This window comes from Micromonospora sp. WMMD956 (assembly GCF_029626125.1).
Lineage (GTDB): Bacteria > Actinomycetota > Actinomycetes > Mycobacteriales > Micromonosporaceae > Micromonospora > Micromonospora carbonacea.
Genome location: NZ_JARUBI010000005.1, coordinates 6,905,310 through 6,931,425, shown reverse-complemented (window position 1 = coordinate 6,931,425; position 26,116 = coordinate 6,905,310). Strand labels below are relative to the sequence as shown.

Below are 26,116 nucleotides of genomic sequence, written 5' to 3'. Positions count from 1 at the left end.
AAACACCCAAACGCGGAGAGGTTTCCCCGGCCGTGCCGGCGGGGGCCGGTCGTTACCAGCGGTTGCGGGCCTCCTCGGCCCAGCCGACGAGCCCGTCGAGGTCGACCCGCTCGCCGTCGTCGGTGGCCGCCCAGCCGGTGAAGTGCCCGAAGCACTGGTGCGTCTCGTTGGCCACCACGCCGAGGTTGGTGCGGGCGGCCCGCTCGTGGAAGGGGTGCAGCGTCACGTCCACCCGGTCGCCGGTGATCCGCCACGGGCTCAGCCAGTCGGACCGGTCGTACGTCCAGCGCAGCTCGTCGCCGATCTTGTGCAGCCGGCCGGCGACGAACAACCCGTTCTCGGTGCTGCCGGTGCCGTCGGTCCACTTCCCGCCGAGCTGGACGGCCCGGCCGGGCCCGCTGCCCGCCGCCCAGTTCCAGGCGATCGAGTACGGCCACCGTCCCCGGCCGTGGTCGAGCACGGCGAACGACCCGTCGGCGGGGACGTCGTGCCACGTGCCCCCGACGCGCAGCCGGCCGCGCACGGGTCGCCCGACGTCCTTGACGGTGTACTGGAACCGCCGCTGGCCCCACGGCACGACCACCCCGAGCGACTCGTGGCCGGCGGGCAGCGGCATGGTCAGGTCGACCTCGACGTCGCCGGCGGTGGCGCGCAGGGTGGTGCCGTCGGGGCGCTGGTCGACGTCGACGGTCACCGGCCCGCGCGCGGTGACGGCGCCGACGCCGCTGCGCTCGGGCAGCTCCACCCCGCGGGCCAGCGGCACCACCGCCTCGGCGACGACCTCCTCGCCGGTGGCGCGGTCGAGCACGTAGAGGCTGTGCACGCCGGCGTAGTCCAGCGACGACACGACGACCCCGATCACGTGGGCCGGGGTGACGACGCCCCAGTACTCCCAGCGCTTGGTCCGCCCCCAGCCCCGCAGGTTGGCCCGGTGCAGGGGGCGGCGGGTCCAGCCGACCGCGTCCGGGTTGAGCCGCCCGTCGGGCAGGCAGAGGTCGACGGGTGCGGTGATCTCGCGTTCGTGCGTCATGGCGGGAGGTTACCCGCCGGTACGCGGGGCGGCGGGTGGTCCCGCCGTCCCGCGTACCGGGGCCGGTCAGCGGATCGGGTTCCAGCCGTCCGAGCCGGCCAGGTACTGCTGCGCGGTGTAGGCGGGCGCCTGGGCGTCGGTCAGTTGCGGGCGGTCGGCGGTGACCGTCGCGCCGGGGCCGCTGTTGCGGTACTCGAAGAACCGGGCGTCGCGCCACGAGAACCCGGACATGTCGGTCCACGGGGAGTCCTTGACGTGCGCCCCGAGGACGCTGTCGCGGAACACGACCTGGCCGATCGCGTTGACGTCGCCGCTGGGGTGCCACGGCCGGCCGAGGTGCACGCTCTGGGCGGCGGCCGAGTCGGTGGTCAGGGTGCAGCCGGTGAACAGGAAGCCGTACGGGTTGCCGATCATCGTGGACGGCGCGGTGACGTACCCGTTGTTGGTCGACGACCCGCGGTCGAGCGACCTGATCTCGCAGCGGTCGAAGACGCCGGTGCCCCGGCCGAAGATGAAGTCGACGTCGCCCTCGACGTAGCAGTCGCGGAAGTACGCGCGGCCGATGGCGCTGCTGTTGGCGCTGTTGTGGTAGAGGGTGTCCTGGTTGCCGAGGAACCGGACGTTGTCGAAGACCAGTCGGTCGGCGCGGGTGAGCACGGCGACGGCCTGCTCGGCGCTGTAGTCGTGGGCGGCCTCGTCGAAGCTGTTGGCGAAGGTCAGGTGCCGGGCGGTGAAGTCGCTGCCGTCGATGGTCACCGAGGCGCTGCCCGAGGTGCCGTAGGTGCCGCCGTCCGGCTTCGGGGTGCCCGAGGCGTTGTCGTAGGTGATGACCACGTCGCGGGCGTCGCCGGTGGAGCCGACGAGGGTGAGGTGGGGCTTGTCGGCGGGGATGGTGACCAGTTCCCGGTAGGTGCCGGGCCGGATGACGATGGTGCGTCCGGTGGTGTTGCCGGCGGGCACGGCGTCCACCGCCGCCTGCACGCTGGTGTAGGCGCCGCTGCCGTCCTTGGCGACGACCACCGTGTCGCCGGCCGGCGGGGTGCCGGTGGGCGTCGGGGTCGGCGAGGCGGGGGGTGTGGTCGTCGGCGTCGCGGTGGGGGTGGTCGTCGGGGGAGTGCCGGTCGGTGGCGTGGTGGGGGTGGTGGCGCCGCTGGTGACCGTCACGTCGTCGTAGCGGGCGGTGGCGTAGCGGGTCTGTACGCCGATGCGGCCGGTGGCGATGCTGCCGGTGCCCGAGCCGACCGGGACGCCGTCGACCCACCCGCGCACGGTCGACCCGGCGGCCTCGATGCGCAGCGTGTACCAGGCGCCGGTGGCGACGGTGCGCGACAGCGTGCCCAGGGTGGTCGCCGCGCCGCTGCGGACCGCCTCCAGCCGGACCTGGTTGCCGGGCAGCAGGGCCAGCCGGTAGTAGGTGGTCGAGCCGGAGGCCCGGGCGAGCAGGGCCACGGCCCCGTCGGCCGGCAGGGTCAGGGCCTTGACCCGGGCCTGGACGGTGTAGTCGGTCCAGGTCGAGGTGCCGGCGAACAGGCGCGCGTTGTCGGTGTCGGCCTTGGCCTGGTGCAGGGCGGGGCTGTCGTCGGCGACGACCGACCAGGTCCCGCCGGACTTCGACCAGCCGGCGGTGTCCCCGTCGGTGAAGTCGTCGCTGAACAGCGTGGCGGCGTACGCGGACTGGACGCCGCCGAGCTGGGTCAGGCCGAGCGCGGCGGCGGTGAGGGCGGCGGTGGCGACGGCGAGCAGGGGCCGTCGGCGGCTTCTGCGCATGGTGGAGGAACCTCCGGGGGACGGGGTAGGAGGCCGGCAACGGGGCATGAAAGCGCTTTCCTGGCGCACCGTAGCCCCGGTCCTCATGCCTGTCAATGCATCGCGTCCCCGCGCGGCGGGCCTGCTGCGGACCGTGGGCGGGATGCTGCCGCCGGGCCGGGCCGGAACCACCCCAGCCGCGGGTGCCCGCGTGTCACCACGAGCGCCCACCGACCCGAAGCGGGCCACGCCGGCGACAGCGTCACCGGCGTGGCCCGTCCACGGTCGCGGGCGGGCCCTAGCCGTTTAGCCGTTGGCGACGAGCCGCCAGCGGTTGTCGGCGCTGCCGTTGTCGGAGTCCTGCACGGCCTGCGCGCCCTGGGCGGTGGAGCCGTTGAGGATGCCGAGCAGCTTGCCGCTGTTGACGTTGCGGATCTTGTAGGTGCCGTCGCCCTGGTTCAGCAGGGTCCACAGGTGGTCGGCGGTGCCGTTGTCGGCCCACTGTAGGACGCGGGCGTTGTCGGCGGTGGACATGTTCTCGACGCCGAGGACCTTGCCGCTGTTGACGTTGCGGAACTTGACGTTGCCGCCGTCGGTCACGACGACCCAGTTGTGGTCGGCGGTGCCGGTGTTGCCCCACTGGAGGGCGAGCCCGCCGTCGGCGGTGGACATGTTCTGGATGCCGAGCACCAGGCCGCTGCCGACGTTGATCAGCTTGTGGGTGGTGGTGCCGGTGCCGCCGCTGACGCTCCAGTAGACGGTGTAGTTGTAGCCGTGCGCGTCCTGGAACGGCGCGAGGTTGACCGTCGCGCCGTTGGCGGACGCGGTGAACGCGAGCGAGCTCGTGCTGGTCCGGGTGACCGACGTGGCGTTGAGCGAGGGCAGGGCGTTCAGGGTGGTGTTGCCGTAGTTGCCGGCCAGCACCATCGGGCCGTAGGTGACGGCGGCGACGGCCGCGTTGTCGTTGGCGGGCGAGAGCACGACCCGCATCGGCAGCCGCACCGTGATGGTGTCGCCCGCGGCCCAGGTGCGGGTGACCGTGGCGTAGCCGCCGGGCGTGGTGTCCACGCTCTGCGTCGTGCCGTTGACGGCGATCGTCGCGCCGGTGGTCCACGCCGGGATGCGCACCCGGATGCTCCACGAGCCGCTCATGGTGCCGGACAGGGTGAGGGTGGTGGTGTCGCCGACCGGGTAGCTGGTGCTCTGGGTGACCGTGATGCCGCGCTGGGACCAGTTCAGCGTCGACGGCGCGAACAGGTTCACGGTGAGCGTGGTGCCGTTGTAGAAGTAGATCGAGTCCATCAGCCTGGTGTTGACCTCCAGGCCGGTGCCCTGGCAGCACCAGAACGAGTTGTAGTCGGTGCTCCAGGTGCCGCCGCCCCAGGCGGGGCCGACGCCCCGTCGGCCGCCCGGCTTGAGCGGGGTGAAGTAGGTGACGTGGCCGTGGCCGTCGGCCGGGTTCTGTGCGCCGATGACGTGGTTGGCCAGGGCGCGTTCGAAGAAGTCGAAGTACGCCGCCCGGTTGGGGTCGATCAGCCACAGCTCCCGGGTCAGCTTCAGCATGTTGACCGTGTTGCAGTGCTCGCACGTGTCGTTGGTGAGGTAGCCGGCGATCGCGTTGGGCGGGCGGAAGTGCTCGGCCTGGCTGTTGCCGCCGATGACGTACGTGTGCGCGTTGACGGTCATGTTCCACGCGTTGCTGGCGATGTCCCGGTACCGCGTGGTGCCGGTCGCCTTGAACTCACGCGCCGCGCCGATCCACTTGGGCACCTGCGTGTTGGCATGCTTGCCGGAGAGCTGATCCTGGTTCGCGGCGAGCGGATCGAACACACCGGCGTGGTCGAAGCGCTGGGCGACGGTGAGCCAGCGGCCGTCGCCGGTGTACTGGTAGAGGTCGGCCAGCGCCTCGTTCATGCCGCCGAACTCGGTGCCCAGCATGTTCTGCATCTGGCTGTAGCTCAGCCGGGACGTGCGGGTGTCGACCCAGCCGGCGAGCGCCAGCAGCACGGTCCGCGCCTGGGTGTTGCCGATGTAGCGCCAGACGTCCAGCAGCCCGATGAGGGTCTTGTGGATGCAGTAGTAGGGCACGTTGCCGTTGGACAGCGTGCGCGCCTCCAGCGCCGCGAAGTCCGACTCCGGGAACCCGGACAGGTAGCCCGCGGTGAACCCGGCCGCGCCGTTGTTCGCCTGGCACTTGGCCAGCTCGGCGACCATGTAGTTCGCCTTGTCGCGGCAGGTGGTGTCGCCGAGGACCGCGTACGCCTGGGCCCAGGCGGTCAGGAAGTGGCCCTGCATGTGGGTGCGGAACGGGAACGACGGGGCGTCCCAGCCGCCGTTGGAGGCGGCGCCGTTGGTGGACAGGCGGTGGTTGGCGCGGAAGTTGTAGAGCAGCCGGTCGACGTCGACGAAGCGCAGGTAGCTCAGCGTGCGGTTCTGGTTGTCCAGCCAGCGGCCGGCGGTCAGCCGCACCTGGCCCAGCTCGAACGGGTACGCCGAGACGCCGGTGTCCGGTCGCGCCGGCGGGACCGCCAACGCCGCGGCGGCCGGCTGCGCGCCGGTGAACGTGGCGCCGGCCGCGGAGACGACCGCGGTCGCGCCGGCGGCCTGCAACAGCTGCCGTCGGTTGATGGGCAGGGGCATCGGACCTCCAAGGGGTGCCGGGCCAGGGACGGGAACTGCGGCCCGAGGGCAGGTCGTCGAGCCGGTAGGTCGCCGGGCTCGACCGAGAAGCGTCGCGTTAACGTTCACATGCGACGACTGACATGTTACGTTCGACGCCTCGATTGATTCAAGAAGGTGATTCTATCGAGCTTCTTACGACCGGGAGGCGGGCATGTTTGCGCCGGTGAGAAGCCCGATTGCCCAGCGGTGGGCGCGCTCGTCGGCCGGCTCGGGGCGGGCCGTGGCGGGGCTTGCGGGCGGGGATGGGGATGTTATCGCTATCAACCGGCGGTCGAGGGGTGCCGGCGCGGCGGTGCCGGCGGCGGGATCACCCGGGCGGCGGGCCGACGCTGCTGCGCGTCATCAACGTCGGGGACACGGTCTGCCGCAGCGTGCGGTCGACGCCGGACTCGATCTGGGCCAGCAGCAGGCTGAGGCTGGCCTTCGCCACGGTGTCGAAGTCGGGGCGCACGGTGGTCAGCGGCGGGATGAAGTAGGCCGCGTCGGGCACGTCGTCGAAGCCGACGACGCTGACCTCCTCCGGCACCCGCCGGCCGTGCTCGTGCAGCGCGTGCAGCACGCCCAGGGCGAGGTCGTCGTTGGCGGTGAAGATCGCGGTCACCCCCGGCGTGCGCGCCAGCATCTGCCCGCAGCGGTATCCCGACGCCGCCGACCAGTCCGCCTGCAACACGGGAGGAGCCTCCGCGCCCGCGGCCCGCAGCGTCTCCCGCCACCCCGCGATCCGGCCGGCGCTGTCGAACCAGTCGCCCGGGCCGGAGACGTGCCAGACCGTCCGGTGGCCCGCGTCGAGCAGGTGCTGGGTGGCCAGCCGGCCGCCCTCCACCTGGTCGATGGTGACCAGGGGCTCCGGTCGGCGGGGGTCGCCGTCGACGGTGACCAGCGGAATGTCGGTGGGCAGGCAGTCCAGCGCCTCGCCGGCGGACTCCACGGGCGCGATCACCACGATCCCGGCGACGCGGTGCGCCAGGTGCCGTTCGACGACGGCGGTGATGGAGTCGCGGTCCAGGTTGCGGACGCTGCCCACGCTGACGGCGAAGCCCGCCTCGGCCGCGGCGAGCTCGAACGCCGACAGCAGGGACGCCGGGCCGTAGAGCGTGGTGTTGAGCGCCACCACGCCGAGGACCTGGGACCGCCCGGTGACCAGCGCGCGGGCCGCGCGGTTCGGGCGGTAGCCGAGCTGGCTGATCGCGGCCTGCACCCGCAGCCGGGTCTGTTCCCGGACGTTGGGGTGCCCGTTGAGGACGCGCGACACGGTCTGGTGCGACACCCCGGCTAGGCGGGCCACGTCCCTCATCGCAGGACCGCGTGCGGTCATCCCACCCACCTCTCCGTGCGCCCTCCCGGCCCGTTGACGCCGGGTGGTCGGACCGATGCTTCGCCGGGCATCGACCTCGGGGCACGCAGACACGCCGCCGTGGACAACGCCAAATCAGCGAGAGTCTACGCGGCGGTGGTGTCGGGTGGGCTGGAGAAGGCGGCCGTACTGCGGCTGCAAACCGTGATGTTCGTCATCACGGCTCGCGGACGGGCGCGAGCAGACGACGGGCGGCCTGGGACGGCACCTTCCTTCTTCGCCGGCCGCCGTGGCCGGCGGCGCGCGCAGGGGACGGGTGTATCGATCGGTTCGGATGCTATCGAAACGAGTCGGCGGCGACAAGGAGAGGTTTCCGAGGACCGCCGGGGCGTCGGTCACCGCACGCCGGGAGCGGCGGTGCTGTCCCGTACGACGAGGGTGGTCGCCAGCTCGACGCGGGTCTGGGGGAGGCGCTGGTTGGTGGCCAGGGCCAGCACCATCCGGGCGGCGGCGGCCCCCATGTCGGTGAGCGGCTGCTGCACCGACGTCATCGTCGGGCCGCACAGCCTGGTGTGCGGGATGTCGTCGAAACCCACGACGCTGAGATCCTGGGGGATACGCCGGCCGGTCCGGCGGGCGGCCTCGTAGACCCCCAGGGCCTGAAGGTCGTTGCCGCACAGCACCGCCGTCGGGGTCGGGTTGAGGCGCAGCAGGTCCTGGCCGAGGCTGAGACCGTCCTCGAAGGAGAACCAGGCCCCCGTGCGCAGCAGCCTCGGCTCCAGCCCGACCCCGGCGGCCTCCATCGCCGCCTGCGCGCCGTCGAGCCTGGCCCGGGCGCAGAGCCGCTCGGTCGGGCCGGTGATCACGGCGATCCGCCGGTGACCCAGGTCGAGCAGGTGCCGGGCGGCCTCGAAGCCGCCGCTCCAGTTCGTCGCCGTCACCGAGGGGACGGTGTGCAGCGGCAGCTCGTCCGTCGGATCCAGCACCACCAGCGGGATCGCGCTCGCCCGCAGCAGGGCGTGCTGCTCGGAGGTGAAGCCGAGGTGCACCGCGATCACCCCCGTCGGCCGCCGCGCCAGCAGGTCGCGGGACCAGAACCGGCCCTGCGACAGCTGCCGCCGGGCGTCGGTGAAGCCGACGGCCAGCCGGTGCTCGCCGGCGACCTGCTCCACCCCGTGCATGATCGCCACCGCCAGGTTGCTCTGCATCCCGTAGAAGACCACCTCCACGATGGCACTCGGGGTGCCCAGCTCCGGCCGGCGGTAGCCGTGCTCCCGCAGCAGGGCCTCCACCCGGGACCGGGTCCCGGCGGCGACGCCCGACCTGCCGTTGAGCACCTTCGACACCGTCGGCACCGACACGTCCGCGAGGCGCGCGATCGTGGTGAGCGTGTGTTCCCCCCGCCTGCGCCCCCGCCGTTCGACGCCCGCCGCGCCGTCCGTGCGCTGCTGGCCGGGCGGGGCGGCCGGGGGGCGGGCGGCCGCCGCACCGGCCGCCGCCGCGTCGACCTGCGCGCGGGCGGGCTGCCGGCGGTGCCGGCCCGCCGTGGCGAGCAGTTCGGCCCGCACCGCCTCGGCCGTCTCGATCGCGCCCGGCCCTGCCGGTATCGTCCGGGTGAGGTAGCGGCGTCGCTTCGACACGGGGTCGATCCCGGCATAGACCCGGACCCGCAGGGAGCCGCTGGGCAGTTCCTCGATCTCGCCACGCGCCCGCCGGCGGGGCCCGGGCTCGTCCGACATGGAGCCAGGCTACTCCACAGTGGCTCCACGTCGATGCCCTGGCTCCACGGCTCCACGCGGGGTCCGGCGGTCACGCCCGGGCTCGGCGACCGGACGGCCCTGCCGGTCGGCCCCGCCGGTCAGGGGGCGAGGCGCTTCTCGAACCAGTGGTGGGCGTAGCGCTCGGTGTTGAACGGCTCGACCTCGCGGTACCCGGCGGAGCGGTACAGGGCGATGGCCTCGGTGAGGCTGCGGTTGGTGTCCAGCCGGACGGCGGTCCAGCCGCGCGCGGCGGCGTACCCCTCCAGCTCGTCGAGCAGCCGCCGGCCGACGCCGAGGCCGCGCACCGCCGCGGAGACCCACACGCGCTTGATCTCGGCCGGCGCGCCGGGGCGCAGCTTCACCGCGCCGCAGCCGACGGGCTCGGCGTCGAGGGTGGCCAGCAGGAACACCCCGGCGGGCGGGGTCAGCTCGTCGTCGCCGAGCGGGCTGCTCAGCGCCGGGTCGAAGCCGCCGTCGAAGCGCCGGGCGACGTCGCGGGCGTAGGCCCGCACGCACACCCGCGCCCGTGGGTCGCCCGGCGGGCACGGCTCGATGGTCACCCTCGACGCGACGAGCAGCCGCTCCACCTCGGCCATCGCCGCGACGAGCCGGGTGCGGCGTGGCCCGCTGAGCGGTGCGAGGATCGACCAGGCGAACGCGTCGGAGCGTTCGTCGAGCTCGGCCCACTCGGCCCGGCCGGCGTCGGTGAGCGTGGCCTGCCGGACCCGGCCGTCGCCGTCGGCCGGCGCGACGGTGACGAGCCCGTCGCCCTCCAGGGCGCGCAGGAGCCGGCTGAGGTGCCCGGAGTCCAGGCCGAGCCGGTTCCGCAGCGCCGCGACCTCGGCGCCGTCCGGGCCGATCTCCCACAGCAGGCGCGCCTGGGCGAGGGGCCGTCCGCGCGCCACGTACGCGTCGTCCAGCGCGCCCACCCGTCGGGTCACCGTCCGGTTGAACCGCCGTACCGTCGCGACAAGCTCCGTGTCCATGTGCCTGACTTTAGTCAGGTAAATGTCGGGCGGTGCGGCGGGGGTCGCCCGCCACCACCGTGCCGCCGCCGGCCCGGGCCACCCGGGGGCCGCCCAGCGCGGCGGCGCCCAGGTGGCCCGGGCCGGCGACGGCGAGCGTGGTCGACAGCCTCCCGATCGCCCACGCCGTCAGCGGGCCGACCCGGCGCGGCGCTTGTTGTAGACGTCGAACGCGACGGCGACGAGCAGCACCAGGCCCTTCACCACCGACTGCATCGACTGGTCGACGCCCATGAGCTGCATGCCGTTGCTCATCACGGCCATGATCAGGCCGCCGACCATCGCGCCCACGACCGTGCCGACCCCGCCGGTGACCGCCGCGCCGCCGATGAACGCCGCCGCGATCGCGTCCAGCTCGAACATGTTGCCGGCGGCGGGCTGCGCGCCGTTGGACCGCGACGAGTAGATGATGCCCGCCACCGCCGACAGGAAGCCCATGTTGACGAAGACCCAGAAGTTGACGGTCTTCACCTTCACCCCGGAGAGCATGGCGGCGGGGAGGTTGCCGCCGATCGCGTAGACCTGGCGGCCGAACACGGTGCGCCGGGTCAGCAGCCCGTACGCGAGGACGAGCACCGCGAGGACGATGAGCACGATCGGCAGGCCCCGGGCGTGCGCCAGCTGCCAGGCGAAGTACATGACGACCGCGCCCACCAGCACGACCCGGGCGACGAACAGCGGGAACGACTCGACCGGCTGCTGGTAGCGGATGCGCGCCACCCGGGTACGGAAGCCGCCGACCGCGTAACCGGCGACGGCCACCGCGCCGATGAGCAGGGTGAACGCGTCGAAGCCCTGGCCGCCGAGCAGCCCGTTGAGGAAGCCCGCCGCGATCTGCTGGTATTCGGCCGGGAACGGCGACAGTGAGATGTTGTCCAGCACCCGCAGGGTGAGGCCGCGGAACAGCAGCATGCCGGCGAGGGTCACGATGAAGGCGGGAATGCCCGCGTAGGCGACCCAGAAGCCGTGCCAGGCGCCGACGGCGAGGCCGACGGCCAACGCGGCCAGCACGCCGAGCCACCACGGGTGGCCCTGCTGGATGACGAGCACGGCGGACACCGCGCCGGTGAGGGCGACCACCGAGCCGACCGACAGGTCGATGTGCCCGCCGATGATCACGATGACCATGCCGATGGCGAGCACCAGGATGTAGGAGTACTGCAGGACGATGTTGGTGATGTTGCCCGGGCTCAGCGAGACGCCGTCGGTCAGCACCGCGAAGAGCGCGACGATGACCACGAGGGCGACGAAGATGCCGCTCTGGCGCAGGTTGCGCATGATCAGCGTACGCGGATCGCTGATGCCGGTGTGCAGGGCGAGGGCGGGGGCGGCCTCGTCGGCCGACGGACGCTGCCCGGGGGAGGAGGATTTGATGTCGGTCATCAGGCCGGTTCCTTGTCCTTCGCCATGAGCTGCATGAGCTTCTCCTGGGTGGCCTCGCCCGCCGGCAGTTCGCCGGTGAGCCGGCCTGCCGCGAGCGTGTAGATGCGGTCGCACATCCCGAGCAGCTCCGGCAGCTCGGAGGAGATGAGCACGACCGCCTTGCCCTGCGCCACCAGCCGGTTGACGATCGTGTAGATCTCGAACTTCGCCCCGACGTCGATGCCGCGCGTCGGCTCGTCGAGGATCAGCACGTCCGGGTCGGTGAACAGCCACTTCGACAGGACGACCTTCTGCTGGTTGCCGCCGGAGAGCTTGCCGACCGTCGCCATGACGCTGGGCGCCTTGATGTTCATGTCGCGCCGGCTGGCCTCGGCGACCCGGATCTCCTCGTTGTCGTGCACCCAGCCGAGGCGGGCGAGCTTGCGCAGCGCCGCCGCCGAGACGTTGTGGCGGATGTCGTCGATGAGGTTGAGCCCGTACCGCTTGCGGTCCTCCGTGGCGTACGCGATGCCGTTGTCGATCGCCTCGGCGACCGTGCGCGCCCTGATCGGGCGGCCGCGCAGGAAGAGCCGGCCGCTGATGTCGCGTCCGTACGACCGGCCGAAGATGCTCATGGCCAGCTCGGTGCGCCCGGCCCCCATGAGCCCGGCGATGCCGACGACCTCGCCCGCGCGGACGGTGAAGCCGACGTCGTCGACCACCGTGCGGTCCTGGGTGGGGTGGCGCACCGTCCAGTTCTCCACCCGCAGCACCTCCTCGCCGGGGGACGACACCCGGTCGGGGTAGAAGCTGTGCAGGTCGCGCCCGACCATGCCGCGGATGATCCGGTCCTGGGTCACCTCACCCGCGCGCACGTCGAGCCGCTCGACCGTGCGCCCGTCGCGCAGGACGGTGATCGAGTCGGCGATCGCGGTGATCTCGCCCAGCTTGTGCGAGATCATGATGCAGGTGATGCCCTGGTCGCGCAGCCGCCGCAGCAGGTCGAGCAGGTGCGCCGAGTCGACGTCGTTGAGGGCGGCGGTCGGCTCGTCCAGGATGAGCAGCTTCACCTTCTTCGACAGCGCCTTTGCGATCTCGACGAGCTGCTGCTTGCCGACGCCGAGCGCCGCGATCGGCGTCACGGCGTTCTCCCGCAGGCCGACGGACTCCAGCAGGGCTGCCGCGTCGGCGTTGGCGCGGTTCCAGTCGATGAGGCCGCTGCGCCCGCGCCGCTCGTTGCCGAGGAAGATGTTCTCCGCGATCGACAGGTGCGGCACCAGGGCGAGCTCCTGGTGGATGATGACGATGCCGTGGGACTCACTGTCCCGGATGCCCCGGAAGTGCACGGGCTGGCCGTCGAAGACGATCTCGCCGTCGTAGCTGCCCGACGGGTACACCCCCGACAGCACCTTCATCAGGGTGGACTTGCCGGCGCCGTTCTCGCCGCAGATGGCGTGGATCTCGCCGCGCCGCACGGTGATCGAGACGTCCTGGAGCGCCGCCACCCCGGGGAACGTCTTGGTGATGGTGCGCATCTCGAGGATGGTGTCGCTCACGGGCATCCTCCCGCTGTTCGGGTCGTCGGGTGGCGTCGCCGGCCGGGCCGGCGCCCGCCGGGCCCGGGCGAGCGCCCGGACCCGACGGAGACCGGGCTACTTCTTGGCCTGCCCGGCGGCGACCTCCTCGGCCGTCCAGTAGCCGGAGTCGACGAGGACGGACTTGATGTCGTCCTTGAAGACGGTCTGGATCGGCAGCAGGTACGCCGGGACGACCTTGACCTTGTTGTTGTAGGTGGTGGTGTCGTTGGCCTGCGGCTGCTTCTCCTGCAGGAACGCCTCGGCGGCGATGGCGGCCTGCTCGGCCAGCAGCCGGGTGTCCTTGAAGACGGTGGAGCTCTGCACGCCGTCGTTGATGAGCTTGATCGAGGCGATCTCGGCGTCCTGGCCGGTCACCACCGGCAGCTTCTTCTTGCCCTTGCCGTAGCCGGCGTTCTGCAGGGCGGTGATGATGCCCCGGGAGATCCCGTCGTACGGCGACAGCACGCCGTCCACCGTGGACCCGTCGTTGTAGCTCGACGTCAGCAGGTCCTCCATCCGCTTCTGCGCGGTCTCCTGCTGCCACCGCAGCGTGGCGGCCTGCTCGATCTTCGTCTGGCCGGACTTCACCTTCAGCGTGCCGTTGTCGAAGAACGGCTTGAGGGTGTCCATCGCCCCGCCGAAGAAGTACTGCGTGTTGTTGTCGTCGAGCGAGCCGGCGAACAACTCGATGGTGAACGGGCCGGTCGCCGTGCCCTTCGAGCCGTCCTTGTTCTGCAGGCCGAGGCCGACGAGCAGCGCGGTGGCCTGGGCGACGCCGACCTTGTAGTTGTCGAAGCTGACGTAGAAGTCGACGTTGGGGCTGCCGAGGATGAGCCGGTCGTAGGAGATGACCGGGATCTTCGCCTGGGCGGCGGCCTGGAGCTGGCCGCTGAGCGCCGTGCCGTCGATCGCCGCGATGATCAGGACGTCCGCGCCCTGCGTGATCATCTGGTCGATCTGCTGCGACTGGGTGGGGATGTCGTCCCCGGCGTACTGCAGGTCGACCTTGTAGCCCTTGGCCTGCAGCTTCTCCTTCACCGAGTTGCCGTCGGCGATCCACCGCTCCGAGGTCTGCGTCGGCATCGAGACGCCGATGGTCAGGTCGGTGGGCTTCTTGTCGGCGGTGTCGCCGCCTCCGCCGGCCCCCTCGCCGCTGCACGCCGCGATGCTGAGCGCCAGCACGGCGCTGCCGAGTGCCATCAAGAATCTTCTGGACACAGGCTTCCCTCCCAGGACCTCGTGCCGAAAGTGCGGAGCGTGTCCACGCCCCGGTCAGTGTTAGCGCTCACATCCGCCTTGGTCAACATGTTTCGGGAAATGCCGGGGTCACGTTCTCGTAACAGCTCCGACCACTTCGGAGCCGGGTCGTTCGGACCAGGGCGGACCCGCTGGGACACCGCTCGATCGACACGTCTGAGAGCATCGTGGGCGACCACTGGGGAGGCTCACATGAACAGCAACGTCACCCGCCGGACCGCGATCGGGCTGGGCGCGGCCGCCGCCGCGCTCGCCGCCACCGGCCGGCCCGCCGCCGCCGAGGGCCGGGCGTCCGCCGCGCCGGCGACGGGGACCCGCGCCACCGGAGGCGCCGAGGTGATCCGGCGGACCTACCTCGAACAGAAGGCCGCGGCCGGCGGTGTGTGGCACTCGCACATCGCGATGGTCGACCGGGCCGGCACGCTCGCCACCGTCGTGGCCGACGACGCCGACCGCGTCACGCACGGCTACAGCGTGCAGAAGCTCGCCGTCGCCGTCGCCGTGATGGACAAGATCGACCGCGGGCAGCTCCGGCTGGACCAGCGGCTCGACCTGACCGCCGACATCATCCTCGGCGGCAGCGGCATCTACTTCCTGCAGACCGTCTGGGGCGACCAGGTCACCGTCGCCAACTTCCTCACCGCGATGCTGCTCGTCTCCGACAACACGGCCGTGCGGATGTGCGGCCGGGTGGTGCCGGCGCTGGAGATCAACGACATCCTCGCCGCGAAGGGGTTCGTCCACACCCGCGTCGAGCCCGTGGCCAACCCGAACCGGTTCTACCTGGGCGTCACCACGCCCCGCGAGACCCACGATCTGCTGTGGCGGTTGGCCAACAAGACCATTCTCGCCCCGCGGTCCGCCGACTTCCTGCTCGGCATCCTGCGGTGGATCAACGGCTACCACGACGGGATCCGGCACACCATGTCCTCGGCCGAGCGCAGCCGGGTCGCCACCAAGTACGGCGCCGACTACGACGAGCTGGGCGCGGCCCGGCACGAGGCCGGCATCATGTTCGACCCGGCGGGCGCGCCCACCCTGACCTACGCGCTGTTCGCCGACTCCCTCGGCGACCTGGACAACTACGGGTCGACCCACCCGGCGGTGCAGGCCCACGCGGTCCTCGGCCGGACCATGTTCGACGCGATCTGCACCACCACCAACCGCGCCGCCCGCGCCCGGCACCACGTCCCGCCGTTCCGCCCGGTCGACGGCGGCTGACCCCCGCCGGCCGGGCCCGCCGTCAGGCGCGCCCGGCCGCGCCGGTCACGGCTCGTAGGCGAGGTTCGGGCGCAGCCAGCGCTCGACCTCGGCGAGGGCCACGCGACGCCGCGCCGCGTAGTCCTCGGCCTGGTCGCGGCCGATCCGCCCGACCGTGAAGTACCGTGAGTCGGGGTGCGCGAAGATCAGCCCGCTGACGGCGGCCGCGGGCGTCATCGCGTACGACTCGGTCAGGCCGATGCCCAGCGTCTGCGCGCCGAGCAGGTCGAACAGGTCCCGCTTCTCGCTGTGGTCGGGGCTGGCCGGATAGCCCAGCGCGGGCCGGATGCCCCGGAACCGCTCGGCGTGCAGGTCCGCCAGCGCCGGGGCGGCGTCGGGCTCGAACCAGTCGCGGCGGGCCCGCAGGTGCAGGTGCTCGGCGAACGCCTCGGCGAGCCGGTCGGCCAGCGCCTTGACCATGATGGCGCGGTAGTCGTCGTGCTCGGCCTCGTAGCGGGCGGCCAACTCCTCCGCGCCGTGCACCGCCACCGCGAAGCCGCCCAGGTGGTCGCCGGCCGGCGCGACGTAGTCGGCGAGGCACCGGTTGGCCCGGCCGGCGGGCTTGGCGGTCTGCTGGCGCAGCATCGGCAGGCGCACCCCGGCGTCGTCGAGGACGATGTCGTCGCCCTCGGCGTGCGCCGTCCAGAAGCCGTACGCGCCCCGGGCGTGCAACGACCCATCGGCGATGATCGCGTCGAGCAGGGTGTTGGCGTCGTCGTACAGCTCGCGGGCGACGGGCTGGTCGAGGATCGCCGGGAACTTCCCCTTCAGCTCCCACGCCAGGAACAGGAACTGCCAGTCGATCATCTCGCGCAGCTCGGTGAGGGACGGCTCGACCACGCGCACGCCGGTGAACGCCGGCACCGGCAGGTCGGCGAAGTCGACCCGCTCACGGTTGGCGCGGGCCTGGGCGAGGGTGAGCAGCGGCTGGGCGTGCCGGTTGGCGTGCTGCTCGCGCAGCCGTTCCTGCTCGGCCCGGTTGGCCGTGTCGAGGGTCTGCGCGCGGTCGGCGTCGAGCAGGTCGGAGACCACGCCGACGACCCGGGACGCGTCGAGCACGTGCACGGTCGGCCCCTCGTACGCCGGGGCGATCCGCACCGCCGTGTGCTGCCGGGACGTGGTGGCCCCGCCGATGAGCAGCGGCATCCGCAGCCCCCGGCGCTGCATCTCGCCCGCGACGGCGACCATCTCGTCCAGCGACGGGGTGATCAGCCCGGACAGGCCGATCGCGTCGGCGCCCTCGGCCACGGCGGTGTCCAGGATCCGCGCCGCCGGCACCATCACGCCCAGGTCGACGACCTCGTAGTTGTTGCAGCCGAGCACGACGCCGACGATGTTCTTGCCGATGTCGTGCACGTCGCCCTTGACGGTGGCGAGGACGACCTTGCCCTGGCCCTGCCCGGCGGCCCGCTCCTTGGTCATGTAGGGCTCCAGGTAGGCCACCGACCGCTTCATCACCCGGGCGCTCTTGACCACCTGCGGCAGGAACATCTTGCCCGCGCCGAACAGGTCGCCGACGACCTTCATGCCGTCCATCAGCGGGCCTTCGATGACGTCGAGGGGCCGGTCCAGCAGCAGCCGGGCCTCCTCCGTGTCGGCCTCGACGTGGTCGACGATGCCGTGCACCAGCGCGTAGGTGAGCCGCTCGGCGACGGGAGCGGCCCGCCAGGACAGGTCGACCTCCCGCTTCGTCCCCGACCCGGTGACGGTGGACGCGAAGGTGACCAGCCGGTCCGTGGCGTCGGGCCGGCGGTCGAAGATGACGTCCTCGACCAGTTCGAGCAGGTCCGCCGGGATGTTCTCGTAGACGCTGAGCTGACCGGCGTTGACGATGCCCATGTCCAGCCCGGCCCGCACGGCGTGGAGCAGGAACGCCGAGTGCATCGCCTCGCGCACCACGTCGTTGCCCCGGAACGCGAACGACAGGTTCGAGATGCCGCCGCTGGTGCGCGCGCCGGGGCAGCGGGCCTTGATCAGCGGCAGGGCGTCGATGAACGCCTTCGCGTAGCCGTTGTGCTCGGCGATGCCGGTGGCCACGGCCAGCACGTTCGGGTCGAAGATGATGTCCTCGGGGGCGAAGCCGGCCTCGCCCACCAGCAGGTCGTACGCCCGCCCGCAGATCTCCACCTTGCGCGCGGTGGTGTCGGCCTGGCCCTGCTCGTCGAAGGCCATCACCACCACGCCCGCGCCGTAGCCGCGGATCGCCCGGGCCTGGGCGAGGAAGGGCTCCGGGCCCTCCTTCAGGCTGATCGAGTTGACGACGCCCTTGCCCTGCACGCACTTCAGGCCGGCTTCGAGCACGCTCCACCGGGAGCTGTCGATCATGATGGGGATCCGGGCCACCTCGGGCTCGGTGGCGATGAGGTTGAGGAACGTGGTCATCGCCCGCTCGCTGTCGAGCAGGTCGGCGTCCATGTTGACGTCGAGCAGGTTCGCGCCGCCGCGCACCTGCTCGACGGCCACGTCGACCGCGCCCTGGTGGTCGTCGGCCTCGATGAGCCGGCGGAACCGCGCCGAGCCGGTCACGTTGGTGCGCTCGCCGATCATCACGAAGCCGGTGTCGGGCCCGATCGTGAACGGCTCCAGGCCGCTGAACCGGGTCGCCGGGGGCTCCTCGGCGACCCGTCGCGGCGGCACGCCCCGCACCGCCGCCGCGATCCCGGCGATGTGCGGCGGGGTCGTGCCGCAGCAGCCGCCGACGATGTTGACCAGGCCGTCGCCGGCGAACCCGCCGAGCAGCGCGCCGATCTCCTCCGGCGTCTGGTCGTAGCCGCCGAAGGCGTTGGGCAGCCCGGCGTTGGGGTGCGCGGCGACGTAGGCGCCGGCCAGCCGGGACAGCTCCGCCACGTGCGGGCGCATCTCCGCCGCGCCGAGCGCGCAGTTGACGCCGACGACCAGCGGCTCGGCGTGCGCGATGGAGCGCCAGAACGCTTCCACCGTCTGCCCCGACAGCGTGCGGCCGCTCAGGTCCACCACCGTGACGGAGATCCACAGCGGCAGGTGGGGGGCCGCCTCGCGGGCCGCCGCGATCGCCGCCTTCGCGTTGAGCGTGTCGAAGATCGTCTCCACCAGCAGCAGGTCGACCCCGCCCTCGGCCAGCGCCGCCATCTGCTCCGCGTACGCGGCCTTGACGTCGTCGAACGTGACCGCCCGGTACGCGGGGTCCTCCACGCGCGGCGACAGCGACAGGGTGACGTTGAGCGGGCCGACGGAGCCGGCGACGAACCGCCCGCCCGCCTCGTCCGCGGCCTGCCGGGCGAGCTGCGCGCCGCGCACGTTCATCTCGCGCGCCAGCGCCTCCAGGCCGTAGTCGGCCTGCCCGATGCTCGTGGCGGTGAACGTGTTGGTGGTGGTGATGTCGGCACCGGCCGCCAGGTATTGCCGGTGCACGTCGAGGATCAGGTCCGGGCGGGTCAGGTTGAGCAGGTCGGGGTCGCCGGTGACGTCGCGGGGATGGTCCGCGCCGATCAGGTCGCCCCGGTAGTCGGCGGGGGAGAGCTTCGCGCCCTGCAACATCGTGCCCCAGGCGCCGTCGAGCACCGCGATGCGCTCGGCCAGCAACCGCCGCAGCGCCGCAACCGCACCTGAACCGTCGACGGACGAACCCACACCGACCACCCCCGAAGTCTCGGAGGCGCCCTTGGTCCACATGCTCCCAGGTCGAGCGTGGCGGGCCGGGCCCGTCGCAGCGCCTCTCGGCCTGGTATCGAGAGACTACCGGATACCGGCCCAGAACCGTCGAATCGATCCCACCCAGTGCGACGGCCCGGTCGCCACTAGGCTCGATCCGGAGGTGTGGAGATGAAACTCGGACTGCACTACTGGACGTTCTCGACCCCGGCCGACGCGGCGGCGATCGCGCCGACCCTGGCCGAGACCGCCACCCTCGCCGAGCAGGCGGGGTTCGCGTCGTTCACCGTGATGGACCACTACTTCCAGATGGAGGCCCAGGCCCCGGCCGAGGAGCCGATGCTGGAGGCGTACACGACCCTCGGCTACGTCGCGGCGCTGACCCGGCGGATGACGCTGGGTGTGCTGGTCACCGGCGTCATGTACCGCCACCCGGGCCTGCTCGCCAAGATCGTCACGACGCTGGACGTGCTCTCCGGCGGCCGGGCCCGCCTCGGCATCGGCGCGTCCTGGTACGAGCGGGAACAGCGCGGGCTCGGCGTCCCGGTAGTGCCGGTGGCCGAGCGGTTCGAGCGGCTGGAGGAGACGCTGCGCATCTGCCGGCAGATGTTCAGCGACGACGACGGGCCCTTCGAGGGCCGGCACTACCGGCTGGCCGAGACGCTCAACTCGCCGCAGCCGCTGCGCCGCCCGCACCCGCCGATCATGATCGGCGGCGGCGGTGAGCGCAAGACGCTGCTGCTGGTCGCCCGGTACGCCGACGCGTGCAACCTGTTCGGCTCCAGCCCCGACGACGTGGCCCGCAAGCTGGACGTGCTGCGCGGCCACTGCGCCGCCGAGGGCCGCGACTACGACGCCATCGAGAAGACGGCGATCGTGCTGCGGCCGCCGCTGGCCGACGTCGGCGCGTTCGTCGCCGACGTGGCCGCGTACGCCGCGCTCGGGGTGACCGAGGTGCAGACGATGCCGGACCGGCACCCGGTGGAGTTCACCCGGCGGGTCGCCGACGAGGTGCTGCCGAAGCTGGCCGACCTCGGCTGACCGCCGGGTCGGGCCGCCCGCGCCCGCCGGGCGCGGGCGGTCTACCGGCGCAGCCGCCGGTAGACCGGGGCCAGCCGCCGGTGCAGCAGGCGGTAGACGTCGAAGATCTCGTCGTACGTGGCCCGGTGCGCGGGCGTCGGCGCGAACACCCGGTCGCTGCGCATCAGCCCGGGCAGGTCGCCGAAGCCGACCATCCCGGTGCCGACCGCGCCGATCCAGCCCGCGCCCCGGGCGTTGACCGCCAGGGGGTTCGCGTCGCGCCGGATCTCGACGCCGAGCACGTCGGCGAAGATCTGGCACCACGAGTCCGACAGCGCACCGCCGCCGGTGATCGCCAGCGAGGCGACGGGCGCGCCGAGGAACCGGTCGACGGCCCGGAACAGCCAGCGGGTGTTCAGGGCGACGCCCTCGAAGACCGCCCGCAGCAGGTCGGAGCGGTTGGTGTCCAGCGAGATGTTGAGGAACGCCGCGCGCAGGTGCGGGTCGTCGACCGGGGCGCGTTCGCCGTAGAGCCACGGGGTGTAGATGACGCCGTTCGCCCCCGGGGGCACCGTCGGGATGATCCGGTCGAACGCGTCGAAGATCGTGCCCTCGTCCCGGCTGACGTGCCCGGCGCTCAGCAGCGGGTCGTCGTACTCGACGACCTTGTCGCGCAGCCACGTCAGGTTCGCCCCGGCGGTGGCCTGCAGGGCGGTCATCAGGTAGCGGTCGGGGATGGCGCACGGCACCGCGGCGATCCCGGCGACCACGTCGGTCTTCTTCGCCGGCACGTGCGCGGCGACCCACGACGAGGTGCCGAGATAGAGGTGCGGCTGGTTGTCGCCGGTCGTGCCCGCCCCGATCGCGGCGGCCGTGTTGTCGATGGCCCCGGCCACCACCCGCACCGACCCCGGCAGGCCCAGATGCGCGGCGGCGGCCGGCGACAGCGTGCCGATCACGTCGGTGCAGGCGACGATCGGCGGCAGCTTGTCCCGGTCGATGCCGCAGTCGGCGACCAGGGCGGGGGAGTAGCGGACGTCGCCCGGCCGCCGGTTGTCGGTCACCCACGAGGTGAGGATCGAGTCGACGGTGGCCACCGTCCGCCCGGTCAGCTTCAGGTTGATCCAGTCGAGCACGTTGAGGAACGACGCGGTGCGCGCGTACACCTGCGGCATCTCGTCGCGGACCAGCAGCATGTGCGCCGCCGGGTCCTTGCCGGTCGGCGACGGCATGCCGCCGGTGAGCCGCAGCCAGCGGGCGATCCGGCGCGCCGACAAGCCGTGGTACGCGGGAAAGCCGCCGAACTGGCGGCGCAGGTTCGCCGCGCCCCGCATGTCCAGCCAGCTGATGCACGCCGTCAGCGGCTCACCGGCCGCGTCGACGGCGATGGTCCCCTCGCCCTGCGTGGAGGCGCACACCACGGTGACCGCGCGCAGGTGGTCGGGGTGGGCCCGGCCCAGGTCGGCGGCGACCTGCCCGAGCGCGTCCCACCAGGCGCGGGGATCCTGCTCGGCCCCGCCGCCGGGCAGCACCCGCAGCGGCACGGCCCGCTCGGCCCAGCCGGTGACGGTGCCGTCGGCGGCGACGAGGGCGGCCTTCATCCCCGAGGTGCCCAGGTCGATCGCGAGCACCTGCGGTGCCGTGGCTGCCACCGGATCAGACCCCTTCGACCAGCGCGAACACCTGGTCGAACCGCGCGAGCGCGTCGTCGATGACCTCGTCGGTGTCGGCCATCGAGGTGTACATCCGCGAGCCGGCCAGGGTGATGATGCCGTGCGCAGCGTACGCCGCGCCCATCTGCTCCATCAGCCGCTTGCGGGCCTTGTTCTCCTTGAGCAGCTTCACCGGGTGGCGCATGTCCAGCAGCATGACGCCGCTGCACTCCAGGTGCACGATCGAGCCCTGGTTGTAGGCGACGTACGGGAGGCCGTAGCGGTCGATGAGCCGTTGCAGGCCCCGGGTGAGCCGGTCGCCGGCCCGCCCGGCGATGACCGGCGCGTTGGTGCGGGCCATCTCCTCGATGGCGAAGTAGCCGGCCGCGCAGGACAGCGGGTTCGCCGACAGGGTCCCGCCGACCTGGATGTGCGCGCCGCTCTTGCCGTCCAGGCCGGAGCCGAAGACCGCCATCACGTCGGCGCGACCGCCGACGCCGCCGGCCATCGGGTAACCGCCGGAGACCGCCTTGCCGAGCACCGTCAGGTCGGGGGTGACGCCGAAGTAGCCGGCCGCGCCGCCCAGGCCGAGGCGGAACCCGGTGACCACCTCGTCGAAGACCAGCAGCGCGCCGAACTCGTCGCAGAGCTGGCGTACCTTGGCGTTGAAGTCGCGCGGCACCGGCCGGGTGCCGGACTCCGGGCCGACGGGCTCGACCACGACGGCGGCCGTGCCGCCCCGCAGCCGGTTCTCGATCAGCTTGCGCCGCAGCTGCCCCAGGTCGTGCGGGAACGCCTCCCGGGTGCGGCTGGTCGCGCCGAAGGGGATGCCCTTGGCGTTCATCCGGTAGGTGCCGGGCACCCGCAGCCCGTAGACCATCGTGTCGGACCAGCCGTGGTACGCGCCGCCGACCTTGATCACCATCTTCTTGCCGGTGAACGCCCGCGCCCCGCGCACGGCGGCCATCACCGCCTCGGTGCCCGAGCCGAGCGCCCGGTACATCTCCACGTGCGGCAGGTACCGGTGGATGATCTCGGCGAGCTTCAGCTCGTACTCGTGGAACAGGCCGGTGACCGGCCCGGACGCCCGGACCACCTCCGCGACCCGCTCGTTGACCGGCCCGTAGTTGCTGCCCAGGATCGTCGGGCCGCCGGCCTGGAGGAAGTCGATGTAGGTGTTGCCGTCGCGGTCGACCAGGTGCGCGCCCTCGGCCCGCTCGATGGCCAGGGGGAACGGGTAGTTGAACGCCAGGTTGTGCTGCACGCCGCCGGGGATGCGCCGCTTCGCCCGGTCGGTGATCTCCCGGCTGGCCCGGCACTTGGTGTCGTAGTAGTTGAGCACGTCGAGCAGCGCGTCGTGGCGCAGCCCGCGGATCGGCTGGGCGACCAGCGCCCTCAGGCGGCGCATGACGTCGTCGACGTCGGGATACTCGCTGATCGCGTAGCCGAGCCGGGCCGCCTCGCCGCCGGCGCCCTCCCCGCCGACGTCCGCCGTGCCGGCGGTGGTGTTCTCTCCGCTGGCGGCGGCGAGCGCGGCGGCCGTCGCGTCGGCGCTGGGCAGCTCCTCGTCGGCGGGCACCCGCAGCGGCGACACCGCCTCGGTGATCTGGGCGGCGATCCGCTTCTCGTCGGCGCGCAGCTTGCCGAAGGCGACCTCGCGGATCGCCGTCGGGATCGTGTAGACCTTCCCCGCCTCGGTGGTCAGCGCCAGCAGGTAGGCGATCGAGACCTTCTCCAGCAGCGCCATGTTGAACACCGCCCGGTCCGGGTCCGTGCCGAGGGCGACGATCCCGTGGTTGGCGATGATGAACGCGTTGTCCCCGCCGGCGACCTTCTTCTGCACGTTGCGCGCCAGGAACCCCGTGCCCGACGGGGCGTAGTCGACGATGGCGACCCGCTTGCCGAGGAAGCGCACCTGCTCGTCGGTGAGCGCCGGGATCGGCCGGCGCAGGAAGGCCAGCGCCGAGGCGTACGGCTGGTGGGTGTGCACGATCGCGTTGACGTCCGGCCGCTGCCGGTAGATGTTGGCGTGCATCCCGCACTCGATCGACGGCGCGAGGCCCGTGCCGGAGTCGTCGGGCACGTGCTTTCCGGCGAAGTCGACGATGCAGACGTCCTCGACACGCATCCGGTCGTAGTCGTAGTTGCTGGGGGTGACCGCGTACAGCTCGTGGCCGGGCACGCGGACCGACACGTTGCCCTCCGTGGCCTTGAGGTAGCCACGGGCGAGCATGGTGCGGCACATGTCGACGACGTGCTGGCGGGACGTGCGGTGCTCCACGGCGCTCTCCTCGGTCGGGCCACGGCGGATCGGCGGGGATGCCCGTCGGGGTCCATCGTCGCCGGGCGGCCGACGCGGAGCACCGTCCCGCCGGACGCGAGAATCGGGCCGCCGATTGTCACCGCGTGACAAAATCGCGGGATGACCGCGCCCGTCATGCCCTGGCAGCGGCTCCCCGCCGACCTGGCCGCCGCGATGCGCCCCCACCTGCCCGCCACCGTCGGGGCGGTCGCGGCGGCGGTCACCGAGGCCACCCCGGCCTTCGCCGCCATCTCCGACGCCAAGTTCGCCCAGGACGTGCGCACCGCCGTGCAGGTCGCGTTCGAGCGCTTCGTCGACCTCGTCGGCACCGCCGAGCCCGCCCTGCCGCCGCGCGTGCGGGACGTGTTCGTGGCGCTCGGCGCGGGCGAGGCGCGCGAGGACCGGGGGCCGGAGGCGCTGCTGGCGGCGCAGCGGACGGCGGCACGGCTGATGCTGCGCACCGCGTCGGAGTCGCTGGCCCGGCTGCGCCCCGTCGACACCGCGGAGCTGATCGACCTGTCCGACGCCATCACCGCGTACGTCGACGAGCTGGCCGCCGCGAGCACCGACGGCTACGCCCTCCAGCTGCGCGAGCAGGCCGGGGAGGGCGACCGGCGACGCCGGCAGCTCGCCGAGCTGCTGCTGCGCGGCGACGGGCTGCCCGCCGCCGTCGAGGCCGCCGCCGCGCGGATCGGCTGGCCGCGCCTCGACGAGGTGACGCCGGTCCTGCTGCCGCTGGAACAGGCCCGCGACGCGCGGTTCCGCTACGGCGCGGACGGCCTCGTGGTCGAACGCGCCCGCGACGCCGTGCTGCTGCTGCGGGCCGGCCCCCGCTGCGCCCGCCCGCAGCTCGCCGAGGCCCTCGCGGGGCGCGGGGCGGTGGTGGGGCCGGCGCTGGGCTGGGCGCAGCTGCCGGCGGCGGTCCGGCTCGCTGAGCTGACCGCCGGGCCGGCCGGGGCGGACCCGGGCCCGGTCTTCGTCGACGACCACCTGGTCGCGCTGACCCTGCGCGGGGAGGCCGGCGCGCTGGCCGTGCTCGCCGCCCGTCGGCTCGCGCCCCTGGCGCACCTGCGCCCGGCCCAGCGGGAGAGCCTGCTGGTGACCCTGCACAGCTGGCTGCGGCACTGGGGCTCGCGCGCCGAGGTCGCCAGTGAGCTGTACGTGCACCCGCAGACCGTCAGCTACCGCATCAGACGCCTGCGTGAGCTGTACGGCGACGACCTGACCGACCCGACCGCCCGCACGGAACTCCTCCTGGTCCTGGCCGCCCGCCCCACCCCCGGCTCGGCCCCCGGCCACGGCTCGGCCCCCGGGCCCGCTCGGTGACCGGGAGGACGGCGTCAACCTCGATTGTCACGGTGACGCAGACCTTTGATCACCGGGGCGAGGTGGGGTGGGGCCAGGTGGTCAGGAGGGTGTCCAGGGCGTCCAGGATCCGGGTCCAGGTCTCCTGGGTGTCGGGGGCGCTGTGGTCGAACCCGCCCCCCAGCTCGAGGCTGACGTAGCCGTGGAAGACGCTGCCCAGCAGGCGGACCGCGTGCGTCTGGTCGGGTTCGGTCAGGTCGTACCCCCGCAGGATCGCCCGGAGCATCCGCGCGTGCCGGACGCCGGCGCTGGCGGCGGCCGTGGCCGGGTCGAGCCGGAGCTGGGCGGCGGCGTAGCGGCCCGGGTGCTCCCGGGCGTAGTCGCGGTAGACGTTCGCCACGGCGGTCAGCGCGTCCCTGCCGGACCGCCCGGCCAGGGCGTCGGCGGCGCGGGTGGCGAGCTCGTCCAGGGCGAGCAGGGCGATCCGGGTCCTGAGGTCCTGGGAGTTTCGCAGGTGTGAGTAGAGGCTGGCGACGGTGACGCCGAACCGCCTGGCGACCGCCGAGACGGTCACCTGGTCGAAGCCGACCTCGTCGGCCAGCTCCGCCCCGGCCAGGGTCAGGCGTGCTGCGGTGAGTCCGGCGCGGGCCACGATCCTCCTCGGTTGCCTAAGTCGATTATGCGTTTGCCTAAAGTCTTTAGGCAACCTAGCGTGCCCTCCATGGAGCCGCTGACCGAGCAACAGATCCGTGCCGCGTTCCTCAACTGCACCAAGGGCGAGGCGAAGCGCCTGTCCGTGCCGCGCGACCTGGCCGACCGCCCCTGGGCCGACCTGGACTACCTCGGCTGGCGGGACCCGCAGGCACCGGACCGCGCCTACCTGGTCACCGTGCTCGACGGTCGCCCGACGGCCCTCGCGCTGCGCTGCCCCAGCCCCACCGCCGCGCAGCGACCGCGCGGCATGTGCTCGATCTGCCTCACCACCCCGGCCGGCGGCGTCTCGCTGATGGTCGCGCGCCGGGCGGGCCGGCCCGGGCAGCAGGGCAACACCGTCGGCACGTACGTCTGTAGCGACCTCGCCTGTTCCCTGTACGTGCGCGGCAGGAAGGACGCCGGGCCCGGCGCGCGCCTCCAGGAGTCGTTGACCCTGGAGGAGAAGGTCCAGCGGACGGTGGCCCACCTCGCCGCGTTCGTCGCCAGGGTGACCGCCTGAC

General features: G+C 72.8%; 17 protein-coding genes and 1 riboswitch. Of the genes, 4 read left to right on the top strand and 13 right to left on the bottom strand.

Annotation, left to right across the window (positions count from 1 at the left end):
• Positions 1 to 52: 52 nt before the first annotated feature.
• From O7628_RS29975 to chvE, 9 genes are all read right to left on the bottom strand, one after another.
• Entirely contained in the window at positions 53 to 1,030 is a 978-nt protein-coding gene (locus O7628_RS29975) for a DUF2804 domain-containing protein (RefSeq protein ID WP_278135731.1), read from the bottom strand.
• A 66-nt stretch (positions 1,031 to 1,096) separates the two neighbouring features.
• Positions 1,097 to 2,797, bottom strand: a complete 1,701-nt coding sequence (locus tag O7628_RS29970) for a pectinesterase family protein (RefSeq protein WP_278135729.1) — start codon at positions 2,795 to 2,797, stop codon at positions 1,097 to 1,099.
• 285 nt (positions 2,798 to 3,082) lie between these two features.
• Complete coding sequence (locus O7628_RS29965; protein WP_278135727.1) at positions 3,083 to 5,416, bottom strand: beta-L-arabinofuranosidase domain-containing protein; 2,334 nt, start codon at positions 5,414 to 5,416, stop codon at positions 3,083 to 3,085.
• A gap of 349 nt (positions 5,417 to 5,765) precedes the next feature.
• Positions 5,766 to 6,773 carry a LacI family DNA-binding transcriptional regulator gene (locus tag O7628_RS29960; protein WP_278135725.1) on the bottom strand — a complete coding sequence of 336 codons (1,008 nt, stop codon included), beginning with the start codon at positions 6,771 to 6,773 and terminating at the stop codon, positions 5,766 to 5,768.
• Between the two features lie 374 nt (positions 6,774 to 7,147).
• Entirely contained in the window at positions 7,148 to 8,491 is a 1,344-nt protein-coding gene (locus tag O7628_RS29955; RefSeq protein ID WP_278135723.1) for a LacI family DNA-binding transcriptional regulator, read from the bottom strand.
• Between the two features lie 119 nt (positions 8,492 to 8,610).
• Positions 8,611 to 9,498, bottom strand: coding sequence for a bifunctional helix-turn-helix transcriptional regulator/GNAT family N-acetyltransferase (locus O7628_RS29950; protein ID WP_278135721.1), 888 nt, complete (start codon positions 9,496 to 9,498; stop codon positions 8,611 to 8,613).
• Between the two features lie 168 nt (positions 9,499 to 9,666).
• A complete protein-coding gene (gene mmsB / locus O7628_RS29945; RefSeq protein ID WP_278135719.1) occupies positions 9,667 to 10,920 on the bottom strand; it encodes a multiple monosaccharide ABC transporter permease in 1,254 nt (417 codons plus the stop codon).
• Positions 10,920 to 12,455, bottom strand: coding sequence for a multiple monosaccharide ABC transporter ATP-binding protein (mmsA, locus tag O7628_RS29940; RefSeq protein ID WP_278135718.1), 1,536 nt, complete (start codon positions 12,453 to 12,455; stop codon positions 10,920 to 10,922). Before mmsA ends, mmsB begins: the two co-directional genes overlap by 1 nt.
• 96 nt (positions 12,456 to 12,551) lie before the next feature.
• Positions 12,552 to 13,676 (bottom strand): multiple monosaccharide ABC transporter substrate-binding protein, encoded by a 1,125-nt coding sequence (gene chvE / locus O7628_RS29935; protein WP_278135716.1) that lies wholly within the window; start codon positions 13,674 to 13,676, stop codon positions 12,552 to 12,554.
• 249 nt (positions 13,677 to 13,925) lie between these two features.
• On the opposite strand from chvE, the gene O7628_RS29930 reads away from it, so the two are divergent.
• Positions 13,926 to 14,954, top strand: a complete 1,029-nt coding sequence (locus tag O7628_RS29930; protein WP_278135714.1) for a serine hydrolase — start codon at positions 13,926 to 13,928, stop codon at positions 14,952 to 14,954.
• A 45-nt stretch (positions 14,955 to 14,999) separates the two neighbouring features.
• Here the strand turns inward: O7628_RS29930 and metH are convergent, their stop codons facing one another.
• Positions 15,000 to 18,644, bottom strand: coding sequence for a methionine synthase (gene metH, locus O7628_RS29925; protein WP_278135712.1), 3,645 nt, complete (start codon positions 18,642 to 18,644; stop codon positions 15,000 to 15,002).
• Positions 18,619 to 18,696, bottom strand: a riboswitch (S-adenosyl-L-homocysteine riboswitch). It overlaps the preceding gene by 26 nt.
• A gap of 98 nt (positions 18,697 to 18,794) precedes the next feature.
• Here metH and O7628_RS29920 point away from each other — a divergent pair.
• Complete coding sequence (locus O7628_RS29920) at positions 18,795 to 19,664, top strand: LLM class F420-dependent oxidoreductase (RefSeq protein WP_278135710.1); 870 nt, start codon at positions 18,795 to 18,797, stop codon at positions 19,662 to 19,664.
• Positions 19,665 to 19,705: 41 nt separating this feature from the next.
• Here O7628_RS29920 and O7628_RS29915 read toward each other — a convergent pair whose 3' ends face one another.
• Together O7628_RS29915 and O7628_RS29910 are read right to left on the bottom strand one after the other, a co-directional pair.
• Positions 19,706 to 21,295, bottom strand: a complete 1,590-nt coding sequence (locus tag O7628_RS29915; protein WP_278135708.1) for an FGGY-family carbohydrate kinase — start codon at positions 21,293 to 21,295, stop codon at positions 19,706 to 19,708.
• Between the two features lie 4 nt (positions 21,296 to 21,299).
• Positions 21,300 to 23,576 carry an aminotransferase class III-fold pyridoxal phosphate-dependent enzyme gene (locus tag O7628_RS29910; protein WP_278135706.1) on the bottom strand — a complete coding sequence of 759 codons (2,277 nt, stop codon included), beginning with the start codon at positions 23,574 to 23,576 and terminating at the stop codon, positions 21,300 to 21,302.
• A gap of 141 nt (positions 23,577 to 23,717) precedes the next feature.
• On the opposite strand from O7628_RS29910, the gene O7628_RS29905 reads away from it, so the two are divergent.
• Entirely contained in the window at positions 23,718 to 24,923 is a 1,206-nt protein-coding gene (locus O7628_RS29905; protein ID WP_278135704.1) for a helix-turn-helix domain-containing protein, read from the top strand.
• A gap of 49 nt (positions 24,924 to 24,972) precedes the next feature.
• Here the strand turns inward: O7628_RS29905 and O7628_RS29900 are convergent, their stop codons facing one another.
• Positions 24,973 to 25,554, bottom strand: a complete 582-nt coding sequence (locus O7628_RS29900; protein ID WP_278135702.1) for a TetR/AcrR family transcriptional regulator — start codon at positions 25,552 to 25,554, stop codon at positions 24,973 to 24,975.
• A gap of 69 nt (positions 25,555 to 25,623) precedes the next feature.
• Here O7628_RS29900 and O7628_RS29895 point away from each other — a divergent pair, with 69 nt between their 5' ends.
• The gene (locus O7628_RS29895; protein ID WP_178065209.1) at positions 25,624 to 26,115 is read left to right on the top strand and encodes an FBP domain-containing protein; all 492 of its coding nucleotides are present in this window, start codon (positions 25,624 to 25,626) and stop codon (positions 26,113 to 26,115) included.
• Position 26,116 lies beyond the last annotated feature (1 nt).